This window comes from Rania fehmarnensis, from assembly GCF_056494185.1.
The window spans coordinates 6,270,356-6,290,818 of the sequence record NZ_CM151398.1; the positions used below are offsets into that span (position 1 = coordinate 6,270,356).

The window sequence follows — 20,463 nt, forward strand, 5'->3', positions numbered from 1 at the left end:
CGGCACCCCATCCTCCCTTGGCTTACGCAATGGTTGGGCTAGCGGCTGGCAAGTTTTGTTCCCCAAAGTCGCGAACCGCTTCAGGCACCGCGTTAGTCTATTGTTTATCGGGTATTTGTAGACCGCGAGAAACAGTCTAGAGCCGCGCTTTGGCAATGAGCTGTGGTAGCTCACCAGGTCGGTTGGCGGAAAGTATGTTGGGGAGGCGTCTGCGGAGAACTTGTTGGTTCATCCGACTTCCAGATGCCATCGCAACGAGACCTGTAATGGTTGGTTTTGTCCTGTGTGTTTCGGTTGTTTAGGTGAAAAATGGATCTGTCAAAAGTTCGCAACATCGGCATTAGTGCTCACATCGACTCAGGTAAAACGACACTCAGCGAGCGGATCCTGTTCTACACCGGCCGCATTCACAAGATTGAGGAAGTCAAAGGCGGCGGCGACGGCGCTACGATGGACCATATGGAACTGGAAAAGGAACGCGGTATTACCATTACCAGCGCCGCCACCAGTGTTCAGTGGCAAACCCATCGAATCAATCCCGGTACCTATCACGTCAACTTGATCGATACCCCCGGCCACGTGGACTTCACGATTGAAGTCGAACGTTCGCTGCGCGTACTTGACGGTGCGGTTTTAGTTTTGTGCGCCGTCGGTGGCGTGCAAAGCCAGTCGCTGACGGTTGACCGCCAAATGCGTCGATACAAAGTGCCGCGCTTGTGCTTCATCAACAAGATGGACCGCACCGGTGCCAACGCGCGACGTGGCGTTCAGATGATGAAGGAAAAGCTCAATACAGACGCGATCCTGATGCAATTGCCCATGGGCGCTGGCGATGATTTTGCCGGCGTTATCGATCTGATAACCATGAAGGCTTGTTACTTCGACGGTAACGATGGCGAAAAGGTCCGCGAGGAGCCCATTCCAGCTGAGTACACCGACGAAGCTGAAGCAGAGCGTCATGCCATGTTGGAAAGCTTGTCGATGTACAGCGACGAGTTGATGGAACTGCTTCTGAGCGAAGAAGAAGTGCCTGAAGAACTGATCCACAAGGTCGTTCGCCAAGCCACTCAAGAGCAAGGCGCCACGCCGGTATTCGTTGGTTCGGCCTTTAAGAACAAGGGCGTTCAACTGCTGCTGGACGCCGTAACGCGTTACTTGCCCAGCCCGCTGGATCGCGAGATCATGGCTCGTCGCGTCGATGACGAAACCCAACGCATGCCGCTGAAGCCGGATCCCGAAGCACCGTTTGTGGGCATGGCCTTCAAGATCGTCGAAGATCCCTATGGTCAGTTGACGTTCATGCGCATTTACCAAGGTCGGATCAACAAAGGCGAGATGTACACCAACCAACGTACCGCTCGCAAAGAACGCTTCAGCCGCATTGTGCGGATGCATGCCGATAAGCGCGAAGAAATTGACTCGGCCGAGGCCGGCGATATCGTCGCCATTATGGGCATCGACTGCGCCAGCGGTGATACCTATTCGACCGAACGCAATTACTGCTCGCTGGAAAGCATGTTTGTACCCGATCCTGTTATCAAGGTCGCGGTGACTCCTGCCAGCCGAGCTGACGCTGACAAGATGAGCAAGGCTCTGCAACGCTTCCGTAAAGAAGATCCAACCTTCCAAGTCTACAACGACGAAGAAACCAGCGAGACGATCATTTGCGGAATGGGTGAATTGCACTTGGACATCTACGTCGAGCGTATGCGACGCGAGTACAAGGTCGAAGTCGAAGTCGGCGCACCGAAGGTCAGCTACCGCGAAGCACCTGGCCAAAAGGTCGAGTTCAACTACAAGCACAAGAAGCAAACGGGCGGTTCGGGTCAGTTCGCTCACATCGTCGGTTCGCTCAGCCCAATCCCATCGGAAGGCGAAGCGGCTTTCGAGTTCGAAGAGCACATCGTCGGTGGTCGCATTCCCAAGCAGTTCATTCCGCCTGTGGAAAAAGGCTTCCGCGATTCGCTGCCCAAGGGTCCGTTGGCTGACTACCCAGTGGTCGGTGTTCGTATCGATCTAACCGACGGTAGCTACCACGACGTTGACTCGTCGGAACGCGCGTTCTATATCGCTGCTTGCGATTGCTTCCGTGAATCGATGCGGGCTAGCAAGCCGATCATCCTGGAACCGATCATGAAAGTCGAAATCGAGTGCCCCGAGATCTACCAGGGTGACGTCGTCGGTGACGTGATTCGTCGTCGCGGTCTGATCGGTCAAACCGATACCCGCGATGGTATCTCGTACATCAACGCGGAAGTGCCGCTGGCCGAAACCTTCGGTTATGCGACCGACCTGCGTAGTATGTCCAAGGGACAAGGTACCTTTACGATGGAACTAGCAACCTATCGCAAGGCACCTGCTAATGTTCAAGAAGACATTATCGCCGAACGCAAGAAGCAACAGAAGGAATTGGTCGCCGCTCGCTAAACCTATCCAGGTGCGAGTGCTGGCCTGAAAATTAATAGCCACCGCACCGCGGCAACTGTTCATTCGGTTGCCGCGGTGTTTGTTTTTGTATGGCACAAGCATTCATTAGGAATGAAGTCATTATGTTTGTCGATCGTGCTGAAATTCAAATCGAAGCCGGTAACGGTGGTGACGGCTGCGTCTCCTTCCGCCGAGAGAAGTACGTACCCAACGGCGGCCCCAACGGCGGCAACGGTGGTCACGGTGGCAACATCATCATTCGCGCAGTCGAAGGCGTGAACAGCCTGGTCTCGTTCGCACATCAAAAACATTGGCGCGCCGAACGCGGCTCCAATGGCGAAGGCAGCGATCGTAGCGGCCGCAGCGGCCAAGATCTGGTGATCCACGTTCCGCCTGGCACCCTGATGATTGACTCCGCCTCCGGCATGGTAATCAAGGACCTGGTCAAGTCGGGCGAAGAAGTGATCGCCGCCCGCGGCGGTGCCGGTGGCAAAGGCAACACGAACTTCAAATCGTCGATCAACCAGGCTCCGCGCGAAGCCACGCGCGGTGGCGATGGCGAAAAACGTCGCATCATCCTGGAACTGAAAGTCATCGCCGATGTAGGCCTGGTCGGTAAACCCAACGCAGGCAAGAGCACCCTGCTCAGCCGCCTCTCGCGAGCTCGACCCGAAATTGCCGACTATCCGTTCACCACTAAGTTTCCTAACTTGGGCCAGGTCGTCGTCGATATCGATCGCAGCTTTGTCATGGCGGACATACCGGGTTTGATCGAGGGTGCTCACCAAGGTGTAGGCCTGGGTCATGATTTCCTGCGCCACATCATGCGCGCAGGTATATTGGTCCACCTGGTCGAACCCATGCCCACCGATGGCACAGACCCGATCCAGAACTATCATGTCATCCGAGCCGAATTGGTCCAGTACGACCCCGCACTGGCCGAGCGTCCCGAGATCATCGTCGTCAGCAAAGCGGAACTGCCAGGGTCCAACGAAATCGCCGAGCAACTGGCGCAAGAGATCGGTCGCGAGGTTCAGCTAATCAGCGCCGTGACTGGCAGCGGACTGAACAAACTAATCCAACGCATCGCCACGGTCCTGAAGGAACAACAAAGCCGTAGCCTCGTAACGCCCTAACTAACACTCGTAGCGGAACGCGTCAAGCGTTTCGTATTTGGTAGCAGAACGCGTCAGGCGTTTCGGGCTGGGTAGCGGAATGCGTCAAGCATTTCGAGGGCGTAAAGTAATATACGAAAGCCTTGACGGCTTCCGCTACGATTAAAAGCTTGATGTGTAAAGTATTCGCATGGCACAAACCATCTGCGTAGATATCGGCAACAGCGGCATGCGCTGTGTCCTATTAAAACCCTTCTGGGATGAGCAAAGCCCATGGTACTCGAAATTGTTGCGGGTCGACTGGCAGGCGGCTGATCGCGACCCCCAGGGGCATCTCTCGCTAATTAACAAATCGCTCGATGGCTGGCTAGGTTCTGACTTCGGAACTTGCCGTTGGCTAGTCAGTAGTGTGCAGCGAACGATGCAATCGTTGTTGTCAGATTACGTGACCAGCCGCGGACATGATCACTTCCACCTAGTCACTCATCAGGACCTGCGATGGGATTTAGACGTGGATGAGCCTGACCGAGTTGGTATCGACCGGTTACTGGCTGCGTCGGCTGCTGCCGCTCGCTTTCCAGACCAGCCGCTGATTGTGGTGCAAGCTGGATCGGCGATCACGGTGGATTGGGTTGAACCACCAAATCGCTTCGGTGGTGGCGCTATTATGCCGGGCGTCCCAATGATGTTGCGGCTACTTAGCCAGGCGGCTGATTTGTTGCCAGAAGTGGCCGCCGACGAATTGCTTGACTTGCCACCACTGCCGGGGCGAAACACCAGCGCCGCCATGGCCGCTGGTGTTAGCAGCGCGGTGGTCGGAGGCGTGCAGCATTTGATCGAGCGCTATCGAGCTGCCTATGGTGCTGAAGTCTTGGTCGTCATTAGCGGAGGCGATGGACCACGTTTATCGCCTCATCTCCGCGCACCGCTGCAGGTAGTCGATCAACTAGTGCTCCGCGGGCTGGCCAATCTGTCGCAGGCCCCTTCGTAGCGGAATGCGTCAAGCATTTCGGACCTCGTAGCGGAATGCGTCAAGCATTTCGAGCGCAACGCTGGATTCTCGAAAGCCTTGACGGCTTCCGCTACGTTGGGTCATTCAACCGCGGCTAACGCCGTCGGCTTAGGATTTTGACTATAATATATGGATACCCACTTCCCACCTATTTCTTCCCGCCATCGATCATGCACTCACTACATCTCAGCGAACTTGTGCAGCAAAATAGTGCCCGGGTCACTCGTAGGCAGTTGTTTGGACGGACTGCGGCGGGAGTCGGCATGGCGGCCTTGGCCAGTTTGATGGGCCGCGAAGCCGGGGCAACTGACGAATCGACCAGCACTACGGGCAAGGTTCCGGGGTTGCCCGGCGTGCCACACTACGCACCCAAAGCTAAACGCGTGGTCGTCCTCTGGCAAGGAGGCGGTCCATCGCATGTTGACTTGTTTGATCCAAAACCTGTCTTGCGCGAAATGGCTGGCAAGGACATTCCCGACTCGGTGCGTGGCAACACACGGCTCTCCACAATGTCCAGCGGCTATGGCAAGTGGCCCTGTGTACCGGCGATTAAACCGTTCCAACGTTACGGCAAGTCGGGCATCGAGCTGAGCGAGATGTTGCCAGGTGTTGGTTCGATTGCCGATGACATTTGCGTCGTGCGCAGTATGCACACTGAAGCGGTCAATCATGCGCCGGGTGTGACATTCTTTATGACCGGTTCCCAGGTACCAGGTCGACCCAGTTTCGGTGCCTGGTTGGCTTATGGTTTGGGATCCGAGACGGATAACTTGCCGACCTTCGTCGTCATGACCAGCAGCGATAAGGGCAAGACGTGTGGCCAGTTGTTCTTCGACTATTACTGGGGCAGCGGATTCTTGCCCAGTCGTTATCAGGGCGTGCGTTTTCGCAACACAGGTGACCTGGTACCGTACCTGGCCAATCCGCCGGGCGTCAGCAGCGCGGCGCGGCGCGCTATCTTGGACGACCTGGCGGCTATGAATGCAGCTCACTTGAATGAGTACGGCGATCCCGAGATCGATACTCGTATCGCCCAATACGAAATGGCTTTTCGTATGCAATCGAGCGTTCCCGATCTGGTTGACTTCTCCGATGAATCGCAAGCCACGTTGGACCGCTACGGCGCAGACGCGCTGGTAAAGGGCACCTTTGCCAACAACTGTTTGATAACGCGACGACTGCTGGAACGCGGGGTGCGCTTTGTGCAGTTGATGCATGCCGGCTGGGACCAGCACAACAACTTGTTCACTCAACTGGAAGCCCAGTGCAAAGACACCGAGGGACCTTCTGCAGCACTGGTGATGGACTTAAAAGAACGAGGCTTGCTCGACGACACGCTTGTCGTATGGGGCGGAGAATTTGGTCGCACGCCGTTTGGGCAAGGGGATCCCAGTGCCCCCAAGGGCCGAGACCATTTCGGACGTGCCTTCAGTTGGTGGTTGGCCGGCGGCGGCATCAAACCCGGACATGTGCACGGCGCGACCGATGACTTCGCTTGGAACATCACTGCCGACCCTGTGCACGTACACGACATGCAAGCCACGCTGCTGCACCTGTGCGGCATCGACCACACACGATTGACATTCCGTTATCAAGGTCGGCAATACCGACTGACCGATATCCACGGAGATATCGTCAGCGGTATCTGTGCGTGAGCTGAGCTTGAGTTGCCCAAACTAACGCTCGAAAGCCTTGACGGCTTCCGCTACAGTAAAGTTGGCGAAGCGTTAGCAGCGCAAAATAACAGTCATTGACTTGAGAAGCTTATCGCATGCGCAGACTATCGCGGATTTCGCGGAGCAGCACGATGTCTTCCGGCGTGGCTGGGACTTCGGCAGGTGTCTCAGCTTGCTTTTTCTTGGCTGCGTTCATTAGCTTGATCACCATGAAAATGGCGGCTGCCACGATGGTGAAGTCGATGATCGTTTGAGCAAATTGCCCGAAGCGAATTGCTACTTCGTCGACCTTTTCCGCTGCAGGGGTGATGACATACTTGTACTTGCTGAAGTCGACCTGAACCAAACTGCCGACTGCGGGCATGACAATGTCGCCCACCAAGGACGAGACGATCTTGCCAAATGCGCCACCAATAATGACACCTACAGCCAAATCAACGACGTTGCCACGCATGGCAAAATCACGAAACTCTTTAATCAGACTCATCGGGCTAATCCTTTATGTTGAAGCTCGGGTGGATTCAAGCGCGGCATGGTAGCAGAATGATGACGCTATTAGAAGTGCCTGCCCGTCGCACCGCCGAAAGATTTTGACGGTCGCTAGCAATTTCGCAAAAGCTGAAACGATGAATCAATTGAAGTTAAGTCGAGTTTACCGCCTGGTTGATTTAGGGGGTTATGGTGCCGCGCAACTGTTGCTGGCCCAGACCAATTCAGCAGAGTCCAAATCCATCTCGTGCGTTTCCATCATGGCCTTGTTTGGATTGTCGTGTTGGCTGGTTTACCTACTGTTGCAACGGACAGGAGAGTTTGTGGTTGGCCGTCGGCGAACTTCGATTCGCGAAGTCATGTTCTACACAGCAGTCATCGCTGGTTTGTGCCTGATCTTCTCGTATTTGAATGCCATCCGCACGCGGCATTAGGGGTTCCATTTAAAAACGCAGAGAATCGCAGAGGAATCCAGGCAAATGCAAGGGTTCAGCTGAGCGATTTCAGCCACTGAATTTCGTCGTTCTCCTCACTGCTGGTCCATCCTTCGTCAAGCGTCTTGACCAGCAGCTCTTTTAGCGGCGCATTGCCTTTGAGCGCCGTTACAATCTCCGGCTTGTCCTTGATCTGCTGCAAGTACAGCAGCACCACGTCATCTGCATCGCTGTTGTGGTTGGCATCGAGGTAGTCAACGATACGTTGTACGCGTGGCAAGTTGGCACCCATGGCCACCAGGCACTCAGCCAGACCAGCCTCGTCCATGTTGAAGGTCATGCCCCAGCCACCTGTGCGAAAGCGATTGATGATGAAGCGTGGGTCGTCGCGCATGTACCACAGGAAACCATGCGTGATCGGGTTCTTGCTGCCGGTTGGTACGCCGACTTTGGAAATAGTGAAGCTAGTATCCAGTCCCGACAGCCAGTTAACTGGGTCAAACGTATAGCCGTGTTCGTACAGCAGAATCCCAGGCGGATAGACGACCGCCGGCGAACCAAACGTATGTACGGTTCGCCCACGCAGGCTTTCCGGCCCGTCGACGGCTGCAATCGCTTGGAGCACGTTGCTGAGAATCAAATTGCCTTGGCTATGAGCAAAGATTTCGCGAAATCGATTTTCTGGCTGACGCAGCAAATGAAACAGCGAGACTTGAGCTGGATTGCGGTCCAAGGCATCAGCTGCAGCCTGGGCCGAAGTGCGATTACCTTGCAAGATCAGGTTCCACAAACTATTGCGAGAGTCGATCTTGGACTGCGCCGTTTTCGACAGCCCCTGAAACTGATTCTTGTCCATCAAACACTGCCACAGGTCCGCTACAAAACCGCTCGACTGATTGAACACGCCAATGACTGGACACATTTGGACCAAGGATAATGAAATGGCCGACTCAGCGTGAGCCTTGCCACTGTTCTGCATGCCGTTGACGAATATGACTTGGCGTGAATAGGTAAAGTAACTGGAAATCGCCGCCGCCTCGCGGCACACATACTCGTTGATCTCGCCGTCGCGGGTGGGTATGACGACATAACTAACATCAATATTGAAATCGGACATATCGGCCTCGTATGTCGAATGGATTCCCACAGTTGGGGCTGAGTAGACAAGAACCTACAAGGGTTGTCGCAGCTTGCCGTATAAAGTTGCCGAAATCGCAGAATATTTTGTCAGTGGATCAACTAAGCCGTAGGCGTTAGCCTCGGTTGCGTGACGTTTGACTGGGAGGTAGCCGATCTCGCCAGAGATTGGAGGCGTAATCGTATTCATCCAAAGTCTGGTCTTCGGAGATCGTCCAGATTTTAGCTTGTTGCAGCGAAACAATTTGTGTGGTGTATTCTGCTGCAAATACTTCCACTTCGGTAACGAGCCCCCTCCCGGAGCCTAGCTTAACGCTGGCTCCGACCTCCCCCAAGCAAAGCTTGGGAGAGGTGACATAAAGCCCTCCGTACAACTGAATTAAAAGCTGTACGATCTCTTCGGCTACGAAGAAGTCCGTAAACCCAGGGGCAGAGATTCACCGATGATCTGAGTCGATTCTTCGGCGGCTAATTGGCCACCTGCAGTGATCAGCTGGCGATAGTGCTCGGGGGCATCCTGGAGTTGATTGACTAGCGAAGCTCGCAAGCGCTCATCGATGTCGCGATAGCGATCGCCTGTGCGTCGGGCGCAGAGCATGATCGCTAGCTGCCAGGCCGAAGTGCGGGGTGCCACGCGCAAGAGTTTCTCCAGCCACTGTTCTACCGCGTTGACGCCAATGACAGTGTTCAAGGGACCGTAGGTCGGCACGCGATTGCCCAACCGACCGATAGTCCAGAGCATGGCATCGCGAGCCGCTTGCCAGCGTTTGTTGTCAACCAGCGGCAATAGCCAATCACCGAGCAATTGCTTTTCGGACTGTGGCAACAATTCCAGCGAACCCACCAGGCGCAACATCTCGACCAATTCTGCTGGCTGCAAACTGCCTGCGCTGCCTTTGGCCCGCCGAACTGGATCCAGCAAACCGCGCAAGGGGCCAGCAACCTGTTGATAGACGGCCATTTGTTGGCCAGCAGTGAATCCACCGGCCACTCGCCGCCACAAAATAAGTGATTCACTGCGTGAACTGGGCGTCGCAAAAGTCAGCTTGCCATACACAGTGCGCCACGTCTGCGATACTCTCCAATCATCGGCCGCCATGCCATAGCCAGGACGCAAACAATAACCCAACAAGTTCAGCCAACGAGCTTCCGCCGTCGCACTGCTCTTGCGACCTTGATCCAGCTCCAGCAGATCTTGCCACATGCTTCGCAGTAAACTGGGCGGCCATTGATGCTTGGGCATACCCAGCGCTTGCGTCAGCTGCTTGACTACATCGCTGGGTGAGCTGCCGTTGAAAGCCTGTATCAAGACTTGCTGTGCCGATTGCCGCAGCGAATGTTCCACCACACCCAACTGAGCGCCACTGGTCATGACCGCATCACGATCGGTTTCGGTCGTCGAGCGCACATCGAACTCTAGTTGCCAGCGCTGTGCACCATCGGGTGTCGCACACCATAACTGCAACGTGCCCACTTCGCTCAGTTCGGTTTCTAAAACGACTTGCAGTAAGTCCGAGCGTTTGCGGCTTGGCAACTGCAACACGGTGCGGATCGGCAGCAGGTGTGTGAACTGATCGGGTGTTATCTCCACCAGTTGTCCGGGTTTGTCCGCCAGGCGTGTGCTGGAGTAGACGATTGGAAACTGAACCGGTTCGCCCACGGCCAACTCTAGTGGCGGTTGCAGGATACGATTCTTGTCACCCGGACTGGCATCGCCACCCACGATGCACATGGCCGTGGGCGGATCGTTGGAAACGACCAGGTAATACGACCGCGCCAGCTTGGCTTCGATACGCACTCCCAATCCACGACGCACCAGTCCAAAGTAGGCCGCGCCACACGCAACGGCTAAATCGAGACGATCATTTTCCAGTACGCCTGGTTGCCAAGGCGGCAAGCCTGGCGGTGTAAACCATGCTCCCAGCACGTCGAGAATGCGCTGGCGAATCTGCTGCGAAGCCAGCACGCCACCATTGAACAAAACCCAGTCAGGTTTCGCGGCTTCCAGCTCGCTGAAGGTCGTTTCCTCATCGGTGCGCCCAGCCCGCCGATGATCCCACAAGAAAGCGGCCAGGTGTTTGGTGATAGCCGGATCACTTGCGTAGGGCAAACCAAACTCTTGAAATCCGCTTTGATGCTCGATAGGTCGCGCATCAATTCCCACACAAGGAAAGAAGCCATCGAGCAACTGCGACTGCGTGTCTGTCACATTCAGTTCAACGCGAGTTTGCCCAGCGATCAATCGCGAGCCGCCACTGGCCACTGCGACCGAGTATTGAGCCGGCGGTGCTGCCCCAAGCAGCTGTTCTTTGGCATTGCGCGCAGTCGAGCGCAAGATATCCCAACTGCGAGCGCTCAGTTTCTGTCCGGTGGGAAGTTTGGCTTCGACCAACTTGGCCAAGGCCAAGTCGATGTTGTCCCCGCCCAGGATCAAGTGCTGCCCCACAGCCACTCGATGCAAAGACAACTGTTGACGATCGACCTCATGCAGAGTTTCGGCTGACGATTGCGACTGACCAGCCGCCCTACGCACGCGGATCAACGTAAAGTCGGTGGTGCCACCCCCGATATCGCATACCAATATAGTTTGGCCCACGGAAACGATTTGTTCCCAGTTAGCCTGATGTCGCACCAGCCACCAATAGAAGGCGGCCTGAGGTTCTTCGACCAGCAAGACGCGCGGCAGGCCAGCGATCTTGGCCGCTTCGATCGTTAATTGCCTGGCCACTTCATCGAACGAGGCTGGCAATGTCAGGACCACATCCTGCTGAGCCAGTGGATGTTTAGGATGCGCGTGGTCCCAACATGCGCGCAGATGAGCCAAGGTGCGCGAGCTGGCGCTAACAGGCGAGAGTTTGTTCACCCCCGGATCGCTATGCCAGGGCAATAAAGGTGATTGCCGATCGACTCCATCGTGGCACAACCAGCTTTTGGCCGACGCAATCTGGCGTCCCGGTTGACGCGCGCCGCCGTCGCGTGCCAACTCGCCCACCACGTACTCTACCGGGTAGCCCGCAATCTTGGATAGACTGTTGGCCTCTTCTGTCGTGGGTTCGTAATGAAAGGATGGCAGTACATCGCGCGGCTCGCGCGACGCAAAATCTACCCACTGCTCCACGTGAAATGGTTCGACCACCGGCGGCTGGCCGCTGAGTGTATCGACGAAAGCCACGGCGCTGTTGGTGGTGCCCAAGTCGATGCCAACGATATAGCGACTGAGCGTTTTTTCAAACGCAGCCAGTGCGCTGGTCGATTCGTCGGTAGCTGCGGCGTTCACGCTTCACCTGCATCCTCGCGGACGTTGAACTCCAATTTCCAACGTTGATCGTCGCGTGAGCTGTAACACCAGAGTTCGAAGACTCCTAGCTCCGATAGTTGGCTGTGAAAACGCACGGGCACAAAGTTCTCGTCGTTGCCATCGCCAGCGGGCAGTTCCAATTCCATGGGCGCTGTCTCTTGCAATTCATCTTCGTCCCAATCGCGCAGCGCCGTGCCGACGCGATCCTGCTTGCGCTGGGTCGATGAAAAGAAGCGAAAGCGAGCCGGCTTGCCTACCACCAGGCCAATCTCGCGCGAAGGCACATCCAGCGAGGTGCCTTCCTCCATGCCTTGCGGGGCAACACACACGGCTTGCAGTGGACGTGGCATGCCTGGAATCGCCAGGCCTGCGGTCTCGATGCCGATGTAATAACTGCGAGCCGTACCACCGCGGATGCGCACGCCACCATGTTGCTTGGTCCAACCATACCAGGCCGCGCCACAAGCCACCGCCTGATCAAGATCCGCGGTATCGCTGAGCGTACTGGTTGGCTGTCCACTATTCCAGCCCGCAATAACTTCGCTCAAACGTTCGCGCAATTGTGTGGCTTTAAAGACACCGCCGTTGAGTAACAAATGAGTATGAGCAATCGCTTGACTGCCAGTCTCTTCAGCAGCCTGGCGCTGGTGATTGTCGGCTACGAAGGCAGCCACATGACGCGTGATGGCCGTGTCGGCTTCGTAGGGCAGCCCCAGTTCTTGAAAGCCTGAGACCGTACCGCGCTCGGGACGCGCATCGGTCGAGCAAAGCGGAAAGAAGCCATCAACCAACAGCTTTTGTACTTCGCTGCGATTGACATCGATGGTGACTGTGCCGCCGACTAATCGCGATCCCCGTCCTAGCAGTGCAATGGATTCTGTCTCTTTACCACCAGCGGATAACAAACTCTCTTTGGCGCGTCGACAGGCATGCCACAACGATACCGATTGCCAGGCGTTTAGCTTGAGCCCCTTCTCTTTGAAGCGGCCGGCAACATAGTGAGCCAAGGCGACATCCATGTTATCGCCACCAACCAATAAGTGGTCGCCCACGGCCAGTCGGCGTAGCACGAGTTCACCGGCTTCTTGTTCAACGCGTACCAGCGTCAGGTCGGTCGTACCGCCGCCAACATCGACCACGAGTATTAAGTCGCGCTCGTTGACCGCTTTACGCCACGCATCACCACTGACGGCCAGCCAGTGATACACGGCCGCTTGAGGCTCTTCTAAAAGAATGAAATCGTCCGGCAGTCCGGCGGCCAGGGCCGCTTCGCGCGTTAACTCTCGAGCCACTACATCAAACGAAGCCGGCACTGTGAGCGTCACCAATTGCTCATTCAAACGCGCATCGGGAAATTGCGCGTGCCAGGCATTGACGATGTGGCGCAGCAGGATGCGCGAGACCTCCACTGGCGAGAGTTTGGCGATTTCACTGCCTGCGCCCCAAGGCAAGATCGGGGCTTTGCGATCGACGCGCGCATAGCTCAGCCAACTCTTGGCTGCGGCAATCGTGCGGTCAGGTTGTTCGGCGGAAATTTGCCGAGCGTAGCTGCCTACAACCGGATCGCGAGGATTGCCGTCGGGCATGACCAACGCGCCGCTGGCGATCTCGGATTCGTCGGGCAAATACAGAAAGCTGGGCAGGCTCTCGCGAGCTTCGATCTGATTGGGGGCAACGACTTGCGCGATTGGCAACAGGCTGACTTGTGCGGTCTCCGAGTCTAGCGGCGCATAGGCCAGCAGACTATTGGTGGTGCCCAAGTCGATGCCCACCGAAAATTTACTAACCATCAACTTCTATCTCTACTGGCGAAAGAACAAAAGCATCCTCGCGTGCACCATTCCATGATGGTGTTTGGCAGCGATCCGCCTTCCAACCTCGATGAACGATCGTACCGCGAGCCGCTTGCTCGGTTCCGCGACCCATCAGATGGTATCGCGCGGGCGAGGTGGGCCGCGGAATATCTACGGTGCTTCCCTCGTCGGTGGCTGCCAGCGGCCCGATAGCGAACATGCGCTCGAGCGATTTGCGTACATCACCGATGACTTGCCGAGCCGCAGCGCCTACTTGTGCATCGTCGAATTGATCGAGCGGTTCGCCGACCAGATCCAACAAGCGGGCTTCACGCTGCAGAGTACTAAGTAACGTCAGGGCGTCACTGCGCTCGGCTTTGGGCGGCGCAGCAGTCACGTCAACTTTTTTCGGCACAGGCTTCTCTGCAATTGCTATTTGAGGTGCGGCGATTGCCTGGTCGGATAAGGCCGCGTTGACGCGTTTGGCCACATCCTGGTTGAACAAGACTTTAAAGAATGCCCGGAATGCCAGTCCAATTGCCATTGCAAATCAGTTACTTCTGGGGAGGTCACCGCAGGGGAAAGGAAAGGTACAAGTTTAAGCGCCCAAAGCCGAAATCGGCAGCCCCCGCACCGAAACTAGCACCGAGCCAATGGGTTTAGTAATCCCAGTGCGACACCGGCGCGCCAAGTGGTACCGGGCCTCCGTCCCTTACGTATATCCTCTCTCGGAGTAAATACTATGAGCCTCTCAACACGTTTCAAAAACTCGGTACGCATCGCCTGTTGCTCATTGGCACTGGCCGGTTCGGTCGCCTTGGCACAACCACCGCGCGAGGGTGAAGGTGGACGCGGCGAGCGTGGACGCGGTGAAGGTGGACGTGGCGGCGAGCGTGGGGAAGGTGGACGTGGCGGTCGCGGTGGTTTTGGCGGTGGATCGGGAGGTGGTCCAGGCATGTTCATGATGCGCATGCCGGTGATGGCTGCGCTGGATGCCGATGGCGATGGCGAAATCTCAACGGCTGAAATCGACGGCGCGGTTGCCGCCTTGAAGAAGCTAGATAAAAACGGCGATGGCAAACTGACCAGAGAAGAGCTCATGCCGGAAGGCGGCCCTATGGGCGGCTTTGGTGGTGGATTCGGAGGTGGTTTCGGCGGACGGGGCGATCCAACCGCGTTTGTCAACCGCTTGATGGCCAGCGACAAAGACGGCGATGGCTTCCTACAAAAAGAAGAACTGCCTGAAGGCATGCAACCCATCTTCGCTCGCGCGGACGCCGATGGCGACGGCAAGTTGTCCAAAGAAGAACTGACAAAAGTCGCCAGCCAAATGGGCCGCGCTCGCGGTGAAGGTGGTCGCGGTGAAGGACGACGTGGCGAGGGGCCAGAAGCCGAAGAAGGCACGCGCTCCCAACGCCCTACCAGCGAATAGAGTGGTTCGTTTAACCCGTAGCCGACAGGCGAGGTGCACCCTCTAACCAAACTTTGCCACTGGGAAGGCAACGATGGTTAGCAGGTTCCGCCACTTTGTAGGCAACGATGGTTAGCGGGTTCTCCTCGCCTGGCGGCTACGGGTTAAACGATCGCGCGGCGAGGTGCACCCTCTGACCAAACTTTGCTCGCACTGAAGCCTCATGGCTCTTTCTTCAGCGAAACACGCACGCGGCAGCCTGGCGAATCGCTACTGGCAATCGTCACGCTGCCGTTTTGCAACTCCAGGAAGCGGCGAGCCTTGCTGAGGCCCAGACCAATTCCGCGACCAGCTTCGCGGCCGCTGAAGAAGGGATGAAAGGCGTGCTCAAGCGCGGCTGGGCTTAGCCCTGGACCGTCATCAATGATCTCGATGACAATTTCTCCCGCCACCGAGTTCTGGTCGAGCTCGACCTCAACACGCGAATGAGCGGCTTCGCAGGCATTGCGCAATATGGCCCACACGGACTCTTCAATTGCCTGAGCATCGGCATGAACAAGCCAAGACTTCTCGGTTGACACGACTACCAAGTTGACTTGCACACTGGGTGCACAGCCAGCACCGGCGCACTGCACCAGCCTGGTGACCAGTTGATCTACCGCAAAGACTTGCGGAGTGAACTGCGGTGGTCGCGCATAGAGCATCAAGTCAGCGATCATTTCACAACCACGCATGGCTTGATCGACGATGGCTGATAGTTGTTGACGCCGCTGCGGATCGCACTCCGACTCAGCCAACAATCGCCCACGTGCCGCGATGTTGGCTAGTGGGTTGTTCAGTTCATGACTCAACCCATAAGCCATCTGGTAGGCTATTTCGCGCGCGGCGCGCTCAAGAGCGTCCTGCGGCGCTGCATGATCTGAGTACATGCGGCTACCGTCAGGTGGAACCTTGAGCATGGCGACTTCTATTCACTTGGGATTACGCTCAGGCAGATACCGGCTTTTCGATATCCAACAAATCACAAACGCGATCGATCAAGCGATCCACCGTGAAAGGCTTTTGCAGGAAATCATCTGCGCCAGCCGCACGCAAATCACCCACCTTATCCTGTTCGATCATACCTGAGATACAGATGATCTTGACCGAGTCGAGCGTCTTGTCGCTGCGCACGCGGTGGCAAACTTCTTTGCCATTGATATCTGGCAACATCACGTCCAAGACTACGATATCAGGTCGAAACTCTTTCACACCCATCCCGGCTGCGAAGCCGTTGTTGGCGGTGCGAATTTCGAACCGACCATCGCGTTCGAACGCGTCTTGCATCAGTTCTACCAAATCTTGATCGTCATCGACAATCAGCAGTTTCTTCTTGCCGTCTTCCAAGGCATCGGTAGGGATGCCGTTGTCTTTCATAAAGCTGAACAGCTGATCGCGCGGAATGCGGCGAAATCGGCTGCCAGGGACTCGAAATCCCTTGAGGCTGCCGTTGTCAAAGCAACGGATAATTGTCTGCTGGCTTACTTTGCAGATCTTAGCTGCTTCACCGGTGGTAAATACCGTCTTTGTACTGGTCATTGCTCAGAACCATCCTTCCTCTTTGATGGCTGAACCAACCTATCAACGTCCACAGAACATGTCCTGCGCGGTTTCTCACGCGCTGGTGACGTTAATCCGACCCGTCCACCGTAGACGGCTGGTTGGCTCGACGCTCCCTCAAAATCTTGTTGTCGAAAGCCGCAAAGCTCTCGTACTACATCTATCCTTTATCAATCTCCGCTCCTGCCAAGCTTGCCAAGCTTGACACGATTGCGGGATTATAGCGGATGAGGAGACTGGGTCAATATCGATTGTTTTGCTCTAAGTCCATGATTGACAAAGGCTTACAGCAATCGCTACAGAGTTGGCGAAAAAATCTTCCCCATTTTTCGCCAGTTGCAAAAGACCTCCAACCTGCTCAGACAGTTGGGTGGGAATGGGGGCCAAGGTGTAGGGCCCTAGGGTAGTGGAAGCCGTCAAGGCTTTCGGCAATGGCAAGCTCGAAAGGCTTGACGCCTTCCGCTACTAAAAAACCGGAATGCGGTCAGCATTCCGGTGATTCAAAATTAGTTTGCCGAACGTTAGCGCTGTTGTTTGGCGCGGGCGGCTTCGACTTGTGCGCGCTTCAGCGCGGCTGTTTCATTGGCTAATTTGTTCTCTGGCCCAGCTGGGAAATACTGAACATCGTCCAGCAAATAATATGGGCTGGGCAACGTTTGGCCGGATACGGAAACCTGACAGCCAGTTGACGACGCAACGCAACCCATCAGTACCAGTCCGCTCAGCGCCAAGCGCCATCCGTAGCGTTTCGATTCGGACATCATCTTTCCCTTCTCCCGTCCCCTGCCAAGACACTGCTCGCCAAAGGTTGAATTCCCTCTGGGCGCATAAAGCGACATGTTCGTCTGGCGATTGTATCGGTTGTATCGAGCGTGGCTCTTGAAACGATCCTGAGCGATGTCTGCGCTTTGTGATACTGTCTGCAATCTTTTTGCCATGGTTCCGCCAATGCTAGCTTGAGAAGAATTCCCGCAGACCGCACTGCCCTAGCTCAGATGATGATCGCATGGCGGTCCACTCGCCTGATTGTGGCATAGGCTTCCAGCCTGTGTGGATTGTGGCATAGGCTTCCAGCCTGTGTGGATCGGCCCCAGGGTAACTCGGAGCGCTCAGCGAAGAACAATGTCAGTCACTGGATTGGTCAGCGATGGCGTGCGTAAGGCCGCGATTCTGCTGATGAGCCTCGAAGAGGACGATGCAGCGTCACTGCTGGCCAAGTTGCCGCGCAGTTACGTCGAGACCGTTTCGTTGGCCATTGCCCAGCTAGACACGGTCTCCGGACGCGACCAAGAGCGCGTGATCACCGAGTTCTTGCAGGGCAAACCCAGTGCACTGTCCCCGAACTCGGGCGGGTTAGATCGCGCCAAGAACCTGGTCAAAAAAGCCTTGGGCAAAGACGCCGGCGATATGCTCTCGCTGCTGCAGCAGACCCTCGAGGCGCTGCCCTTCGGCTTCCTGCACAAGGCCGATCCACAAAACGTGCTCTCGTTCTTGATCGATGAACACCCTCAAACCATTGCGATGGTGCTCAGCCACGTGCCACCGCAAGTCGCCGCTGGGATTCTGAATGGTCTGCCCGCCGCGCGACAGTTGGCGGTCATCCAACGCATCGCCGAAATGGGTCAGACCAGCCCCGAAGCCATCGAAGAAGTTGAAGACGCTTTGGCTCAACGCATGAGCCTCTTTATGAGCCAGTCGTTCCAGAAGGCCGGGGGCGTGCCCGCAGTGGCCGAAATGCTGAACGTCTGCGATCGCGCAACGGAGCGCAATATCCTGGATGGATTGTCGCGCGACAAACCTGAACTGGTCGACGAAATCCGCCGCTTGATGTTCGTCTTCGAAGATGTGGGCAAGCTGTCGGACAAAGACATCCAAGCCGTGCTCAAGAACGTCGAAACCAGCCAATGGGCCATGGCGCTCAAGGGTGCCAGCCAGGCGCTACAAGAGAAGATCATGCGCAACATGTCCCAACGCGCCGCCGATATGCTCCGCGAAGAAATGGAGTTCCTGGGCAAAGTACGGCTCAGCGAAGTCGAAGCCATCCAGCAAAAGGTGGTCGACATCGTTCGCTCGCTGGAAGATGCCGGACAACTCTCGCGACCCAGCGCCGATCAAGAAGAAGAATTTGTGGCCTAAAGACAGTGCCACTGCACAGTGCCACTGCACAGTACCACTGCACAAGTTCCTGGCCGGGGAATCACTGGCTGAGCATTAGCTCTGCCAGTGTTCAGGACGATGAGCCTGATGCGCTTTTACTGGCCGACCATCTGATCGCGCATCGAATGCACGGCGCGCCAGTACTTGATCATCTCGTTCTTAGTCGCTTGCACGCGAGTATTAACTGATTGGACTTCGCTATTGAGAGCATCGATCTCTTGCTGATACATGTCGCGATCGGCCGCCAAACGTTGCGACAGTTGAATGTAGGACTGACGCGTCGATTCATTTAGAGTGTTGGCTTGCTGCATCAGCGCGGCTTCGCGATCAGCCGCATCGAGCAGGCGGGTCACTTCGCCTAAACGCACGCGTAGCTCGGTTAAACCGGTTTCATAAGCGTTTAGCGGTCGCACATACACACGACGCAGGACTTTCAGGTCACCATTGTTGATGTAGTTGGTCACATCAGTGCTCTGGGGTAGCAGCAATTGCTTGCCTTCAGCCACAGTCACTTCTTTGCTGTCGGCGCCTAACATTAGACGGCTATCGACTGTGCGACCATTGATATCGAAGTAGGTTCCCTCGGTGGCACTGGTCTTGCCGCCATCGACGTCCATCTTGATGGGTTTGACGACTTCGACATGTACCCACACATTGATCGATGGATCATTATCGTTGGCATCGGTGCCGTCGCGGAGATAAGCGCTCAGCAAGGCCTCGCGGCGATCGGCTGGTACCGTTTGCAGTAGTTGGCTCAACGCAGCCTGGTTGGCAGGTCCAAAGACAGCTTGTTCGGTTGCGGGTGAACCCGGCGTGACGAAGGTATCATGGCTGTCTTGCGGCAAAGCTTCGTACAGCACAAACGAGTCGGCATCATCAATGTTCTTGGCTTGATTGGTGCCTAACGGAACAACGGCTTGCAGTGAGACGGTCCCAGGAGCACTTTCCGCCACTCGGAATTCACCGATGTAGGCTTTAGGCACTTGCTTGCCACCGGTCGCATCGCCGGCGGGTTCCGTTGCAGCGGGTTCGGCTGGGGCCGCATCTTCAGCAGCTGGTTCGCTACCGTCGGCCGGCGAAGCGGCTTCGGCCGGTGCCGCGGCGGCTGGCGCTGGGTCGAGCGAACCTTGGCCGAACGCGTAGACAATCATGTTGGTGGGGATGGTGGCCCCGGCTGCTGCAGGGGCAGGGGCGGCAGGGTCGCCTTCAGCCGGTGGCACCGCTGGATCGGTTGCACCGGCGGCTGCCGCCGATGTCAGTTCCAATCGCAACGTACCATTGTCGTATCCCGCCTTGGAAACATTGCGCCATACTCGACCGCGGTCGGCGGCCAATCGTCGCGCTTTGCCCGACAGAGGAATAAACGCCTCCTGATCTTCACTAACACTGTCGCCGCCATAGGTCAGCTTCTCAACATCCTTCTTCAGCTTTTCTACGTTGGCTGCAGTCGTCGAGTAATCCTTCAGCATGGCCAGGCGTTTGTCGAGAGCTCGACCGGCAAATAGCAGGAATACCCAGCACTCGATAAAGAGAAAGCAGAGCAAGACCGTCTGCAACACGCCCCAGGCTTTGTTCGTAACTACAATCAAGTAGATAAATACGAACAGAGAAACTACCAGGAGCACCAGAATTAGTATTCCACCTAACGACATGGCGGTCTGCTTCCCAACGCTTCAATTGGACGACGAGCTAAAGCTGCCTCAGAGCGAAAAACCTGGGCAGGAAACGAAGGCACAAGGACGCCAGCAAGCTCGGCTTGCCGCGCTTCCTTCATCATACTCACCACTACCCAAAACGCGCGCTACTATCCTCGCCAGTTTACCAAGTCTTTAGCTAAAACCGCTGCCTGAGTGTACCGCTGCCGGGTGGTACGCTGCCGGGCTCGAGCCCAATTTGAGATTCGGAATTTGGAATC

At 56.2% G+C, this 20,463-nt stretch carries 16 protein-coding genes; 7 read left to right on the forward strand and 9 right to left on the reverse strand.

What is annotated here, in order from left to right:
* Positions 1 to 309 precede the first annotated feature (309 nt).
* From fusA to SH573x_RS21510, 4 genes are all read left to right on the forward strand, one after another.
* The gene (gene fusA / locus SH573x_RS21495) at positions 310 to 2,427 is read left to right on the forward strand and encodes an elongation factor G (protein WP_479349836.1); all 2,118 of its coding nucleotides are present in this window, start codon (positions 310 to 312) and stop codon (positions 2,425 to 2,427) included.
* Positions 2,428 to 2,549: 122 nt separating this feature from the next.
* Entirely contained in the window at positions 2,550 to 3,563 is a 1,014-nt protein-coding gene (obgE, locus tag SH573x_RS21500) for a GTPase ObgE (RefSeq protein WP_479349837.1), read from the forward strand.
* Positions 3,564 to 3,732: 169 nt separating this feature from the next.
* Positions 3,733 to 4,533, forward strand: a complete 801-nt coding sequence (locus tag SH573x_RS21505) for a type III pantothenate kinase (protein ID WP_479349838.1) — start codon at positions 3,733 to 3,735, stop codon at positions 4,531 to 4,533.
* A 191-nt stretch (positions 4,534 to 4,724) separates the two neighbouring features.
* Positions 4,725 to 6,209: a DUF1501 domain-containing protein gene (locus SH573x_RS21510; RefSeq protein WP_479349839.1), complete on the forward strand. Its 1,485-nt coding sequence runs from the start codon at positions 4,725 to 4,727 to the stop codon at positions 6,207 to 6,209.
* Between the two features lie 109 nt (positions 6,210 to 6,318).
* Here the strand turns inward: SH573x_RS21510 and mscL are convergent, their stop codons facing one another.
* Positions 6,319 to 6,717 carry a large-conductance mechanosensitive channel protein MscL gene (gene mscL / locus SH573x_RS21515; protein ID WP_479349840.1) on the reverse strand — a complete coding sequence of 133 codons (399 nt, stop codon included), beginning with the start codon at positions 6,715 to 6,717 and terminating at the stop codon, positions 6,319 to 6,321.
* A 139-nt stretch (positions 6,718 to 6,856) separates the two neighbouring features.
* On the opposite strand from mscL, the gene SH573x_RS21520 reads away from it, so the two are divergent.
* Positions 6,857 to 7,153 (forward strand): hypothetical protein, encoded by a 297-nt coding sequence (locus tag SH573x_RS21520; RefSeq protein ID WP_479349841.1) that lies wholly within the window; start codon positions 6,857 to 6,859, stop codon positions 7,151 to 7,153.
* 55 nt (positions 7,154 to 7,208) lie between these two features.
* On the opposite strand, the gene SH573x_RS21525 is transcribed toward SH573x_RS21520, so the two are convergent.
* The 4 genes from SH573x_RS21525 to SH573x_RS21540 form a co-directional block, all read right to left on the reverse strand.
* Entirely contained in the window at positions 7,209 to 8,270 is a 1,062-nt protein-coding gene (locus SH573x_RS21525; RefSeq protein ID WP_479349842.1) for a hypothetical protein, read from the reverse strand.
* 423 nt (positions 8,271 to 8,693) lie between these two features.
* A complete protein-coding gene (locus SH573x_RS21530; protein ID WP_479349843.1) occupies positions 8,694 to 11,567 on the reverse strand; it encodes a hsp70 family protein in 2,874 nt (957 codons plus the stop codon).
* Positions 11,564 to 13,378: an Hsp70 family protein gene (locus tag SH573x_RS21535; protein ID WP_479349844.1), complete on the reverse strand. Its 1,815-nt coding sequence runs from the start codon at positions 13,376 to 13,378 to the stop codon at positions 11,564 to 11,566. Before SH573x_RS21535 ends, SH573x_RS21530 begins: the two co-directional genes overlap by 4 nt.
* The gene (locus SH573x_RS21540; protein WP_479349845.1) at positions 13,371 to 13,925 is read right to left on the reverse strand and encodes a DUF2760 domain-containing protein; all 555 of its coding nucleotides are present in this window, start codon (positions 13,923 to 13,925) and stop codon (positions 13,371 to 13,373) included. Before SH573x_RS21540 ends, SH573x_RS21535 begins: the two co-directional genes overlap by 8 nt.
* Before the next feature lie 198 nt (positions 13,926 to 14,123).
* On the opposite strand from SH573x_RS21540, the gene SH573x_RS21545 reads away from it, so the two are divergent.
* Positions 14,124 to 14,813, forward strand: coding sequence for an EF-hand domain-containing protein (locus SH573x_RS21545; RefSeq protein WP_479349846.1), 690 nt, complete (start codon positions 14,124 to 14,126; stop codon positions 14,811 to 14,813).
* Between the two features lie 200 nt (positions 14,814 to 15,013).
* Here the strand turns inward: SH573x_RS21545 and SH573x_RS21550 are convergent, their stop codons facing one another.
* The 3 genes from SH573x_RS21550 to SH573x_RS21560 all read right to left on the reverse strand — a co-directional run bounded on the left by SH573x_RS21550 (position 15,014) and on the right by SH573x_RS21560 (position 17,155).
* Positions 15,014 to 15,751: a sensor histidine kinase gene (locus tag SH573x_RS21550; RefSeq protein WP_479349847.1), complete on the reverse strand. Its 738-nt coding sequence runs from the start codon at positions 15,749 to 15,751 to the stop codon at positions 15,014 to 15,016.
* 28 nt (positions 15,752 to 15,779) lie between these two features.
* Complete coding sequence (locus SH573x_RS21555; RefSeq protein ID WP_479349848.1) at positions 15,780 to 16,370, reverse strand: response regulator; 591 nt, start codon at positions 16,368 to 16,370, stop codon at positions 15,780 to 15,782.
* Positions 16,371 to 16,912: 542 nt separating this feature from the next.
* Entirely contained in the window at positions 16,913 to 17,155 is a 243-nt protein-coding gene (locus SH573x_RS21560) for a hypothetical protein (RefSeq protein ID WP_479349849.1), read from the reverse strand.
* Positions 17,156 to 17,513: 358 nt separating this feature from the next.
* Here SH573x_RS21560 and fliG point away from each other — a divergent pair, with 358 nt between their 5' ends.
* Positions 17,514 to 18,527 carry a flagellar motor switch protein FliG gene (fliG, locus tag SH573x_RS21565; protein WP_479349850.1) on the forward strand — a complete coding sequence of 338 codons (1,014 nt, stop codon included), beginning with the start codon at positions 17,514 to 17,516 and terminating at the stop codon, positions 18,525 to 18,527.
* Between the two features lie 116 nt (positions 18,528 to 18,643).
* Here the strand turns inward: fliG and SH573x_RS21570 are convergent, their stop codons facing one another.
* Positions 18,644 to 20,200: a hypothetical protein gene (locus SH573x_RS21570; RefSeq protein WP_479349851.1), complete on the reverse strand. Its 1,557-nt coding sequence runs from the start codon at positions 20,198 to 20,200 to the stop codon at positions 18,644 to 18,646.
* Positions 20,201 to 20,463: the final 263 nt, after the last annotated feature.

Bases quoted from the DNA above. Each gene is read 5' to 3' on its own strand.
- fusA (WP_479349836.1), top strand. From the start codon at position 310: ATGGATCTGTCAAAAGTTCGCAACATCGGCATTAGTGCTCACATCGAC.
- obgE (WP_479349837.1), top strand. From the start codon at position 2,550: ATGTTTGTCGATCGTGCTGAAATTCAAATCGAAGCCGGTAACGGTGGT.
- SH573x_RS21505 (WP_479349838.1), top strand. From the start codon at position 3,733: ATGGCACAAACCATCTGCGTAGATATCGGCAACAGCGGCATGCGCTGT.
- SH573x_RS21510 (WP_479349839.1), top strand. From the start codon at position 4,725: ATGCACTCACTACATCTCAGCGAACTTGTGCAGCAAAATAGTGCCCGG.
- mscL (WP_479349840.1), bottom strand. From the start codon at position 6,717: ATGAGTCTGATTAAAGAGTTTCGTGATTTTGCCATGCGTGGCAACGTC.
- SH573x_RS21520 (WP_479349841.1), top strand. From the start codon at position 6,857: ATGAATCAATTGAAGTTAAGTCGAGTTTACCGCCTGGTTGATTTAGGG.
- SH573x_RS21525 (WP_479349842.1), bottom strand. From the start codon at position 8,270: ATGTCCGATTTCAATATTGATGTTAGTTATGTCGTCATACCCACCCGC.
- SH573x_RS21535 (WP_479349844.1), bottom strand. From the start codon at position 13,378: ATGGTTAGTAAATTTTCGGTGGGCATCGACTTGGGCACCACCAATAGT.
- SH573x_RS21540 (WP_479349845.1), bottom strand. From the start codon at position 13,925: ATGGCAATTGGACTGGCATTCCGGGCATTCTTTAAAGTCTTGTTCAAC.
- SH573x_RS21545 (WP_479349846.1), top strand. From the start codon at position 14,124: ATGAGCCTCTCAACACGTTTCAAAAACTCGGTACGCATCGCCTGTTGC.
- SH573x_RS21550 (WP_479349847.1), bottom strand. From the start codon at position 15,751: ATGCTCAAGGTTCCACCTGACGGTAGCCGCATGTACTCAGATCATGCA.
- SH573x_RS21555 (WP_479349848.1), bottom strand. From the start codon at position 16,370: ATGACCAGTACAAAGACGGTATTTACCACCGGTGAAGCAGCTAAGATC.
- SH573x_RS21560 (WP_479349849.1), bottom strand. From the start codon at position 17,155: ATGATGTCCGAATCGAAACGCTACGGATGGCGCTTGGCGCTGAGCGGA.
- fliG (WP_479349850.1), top strand. From the start codon at position 17,514: ATGTCAGTCACTGGATTGGTCAGCGATGGCGTGCGTAAGGCCGCGATT.
- SH573x_RS21570 (WP_479349851.1), bottom strand. From the start codon at position 20,200: ATGTCGTTAGGTGGAATACTAATTCTGGTGCTCCTGGTAGTTTCTCTG.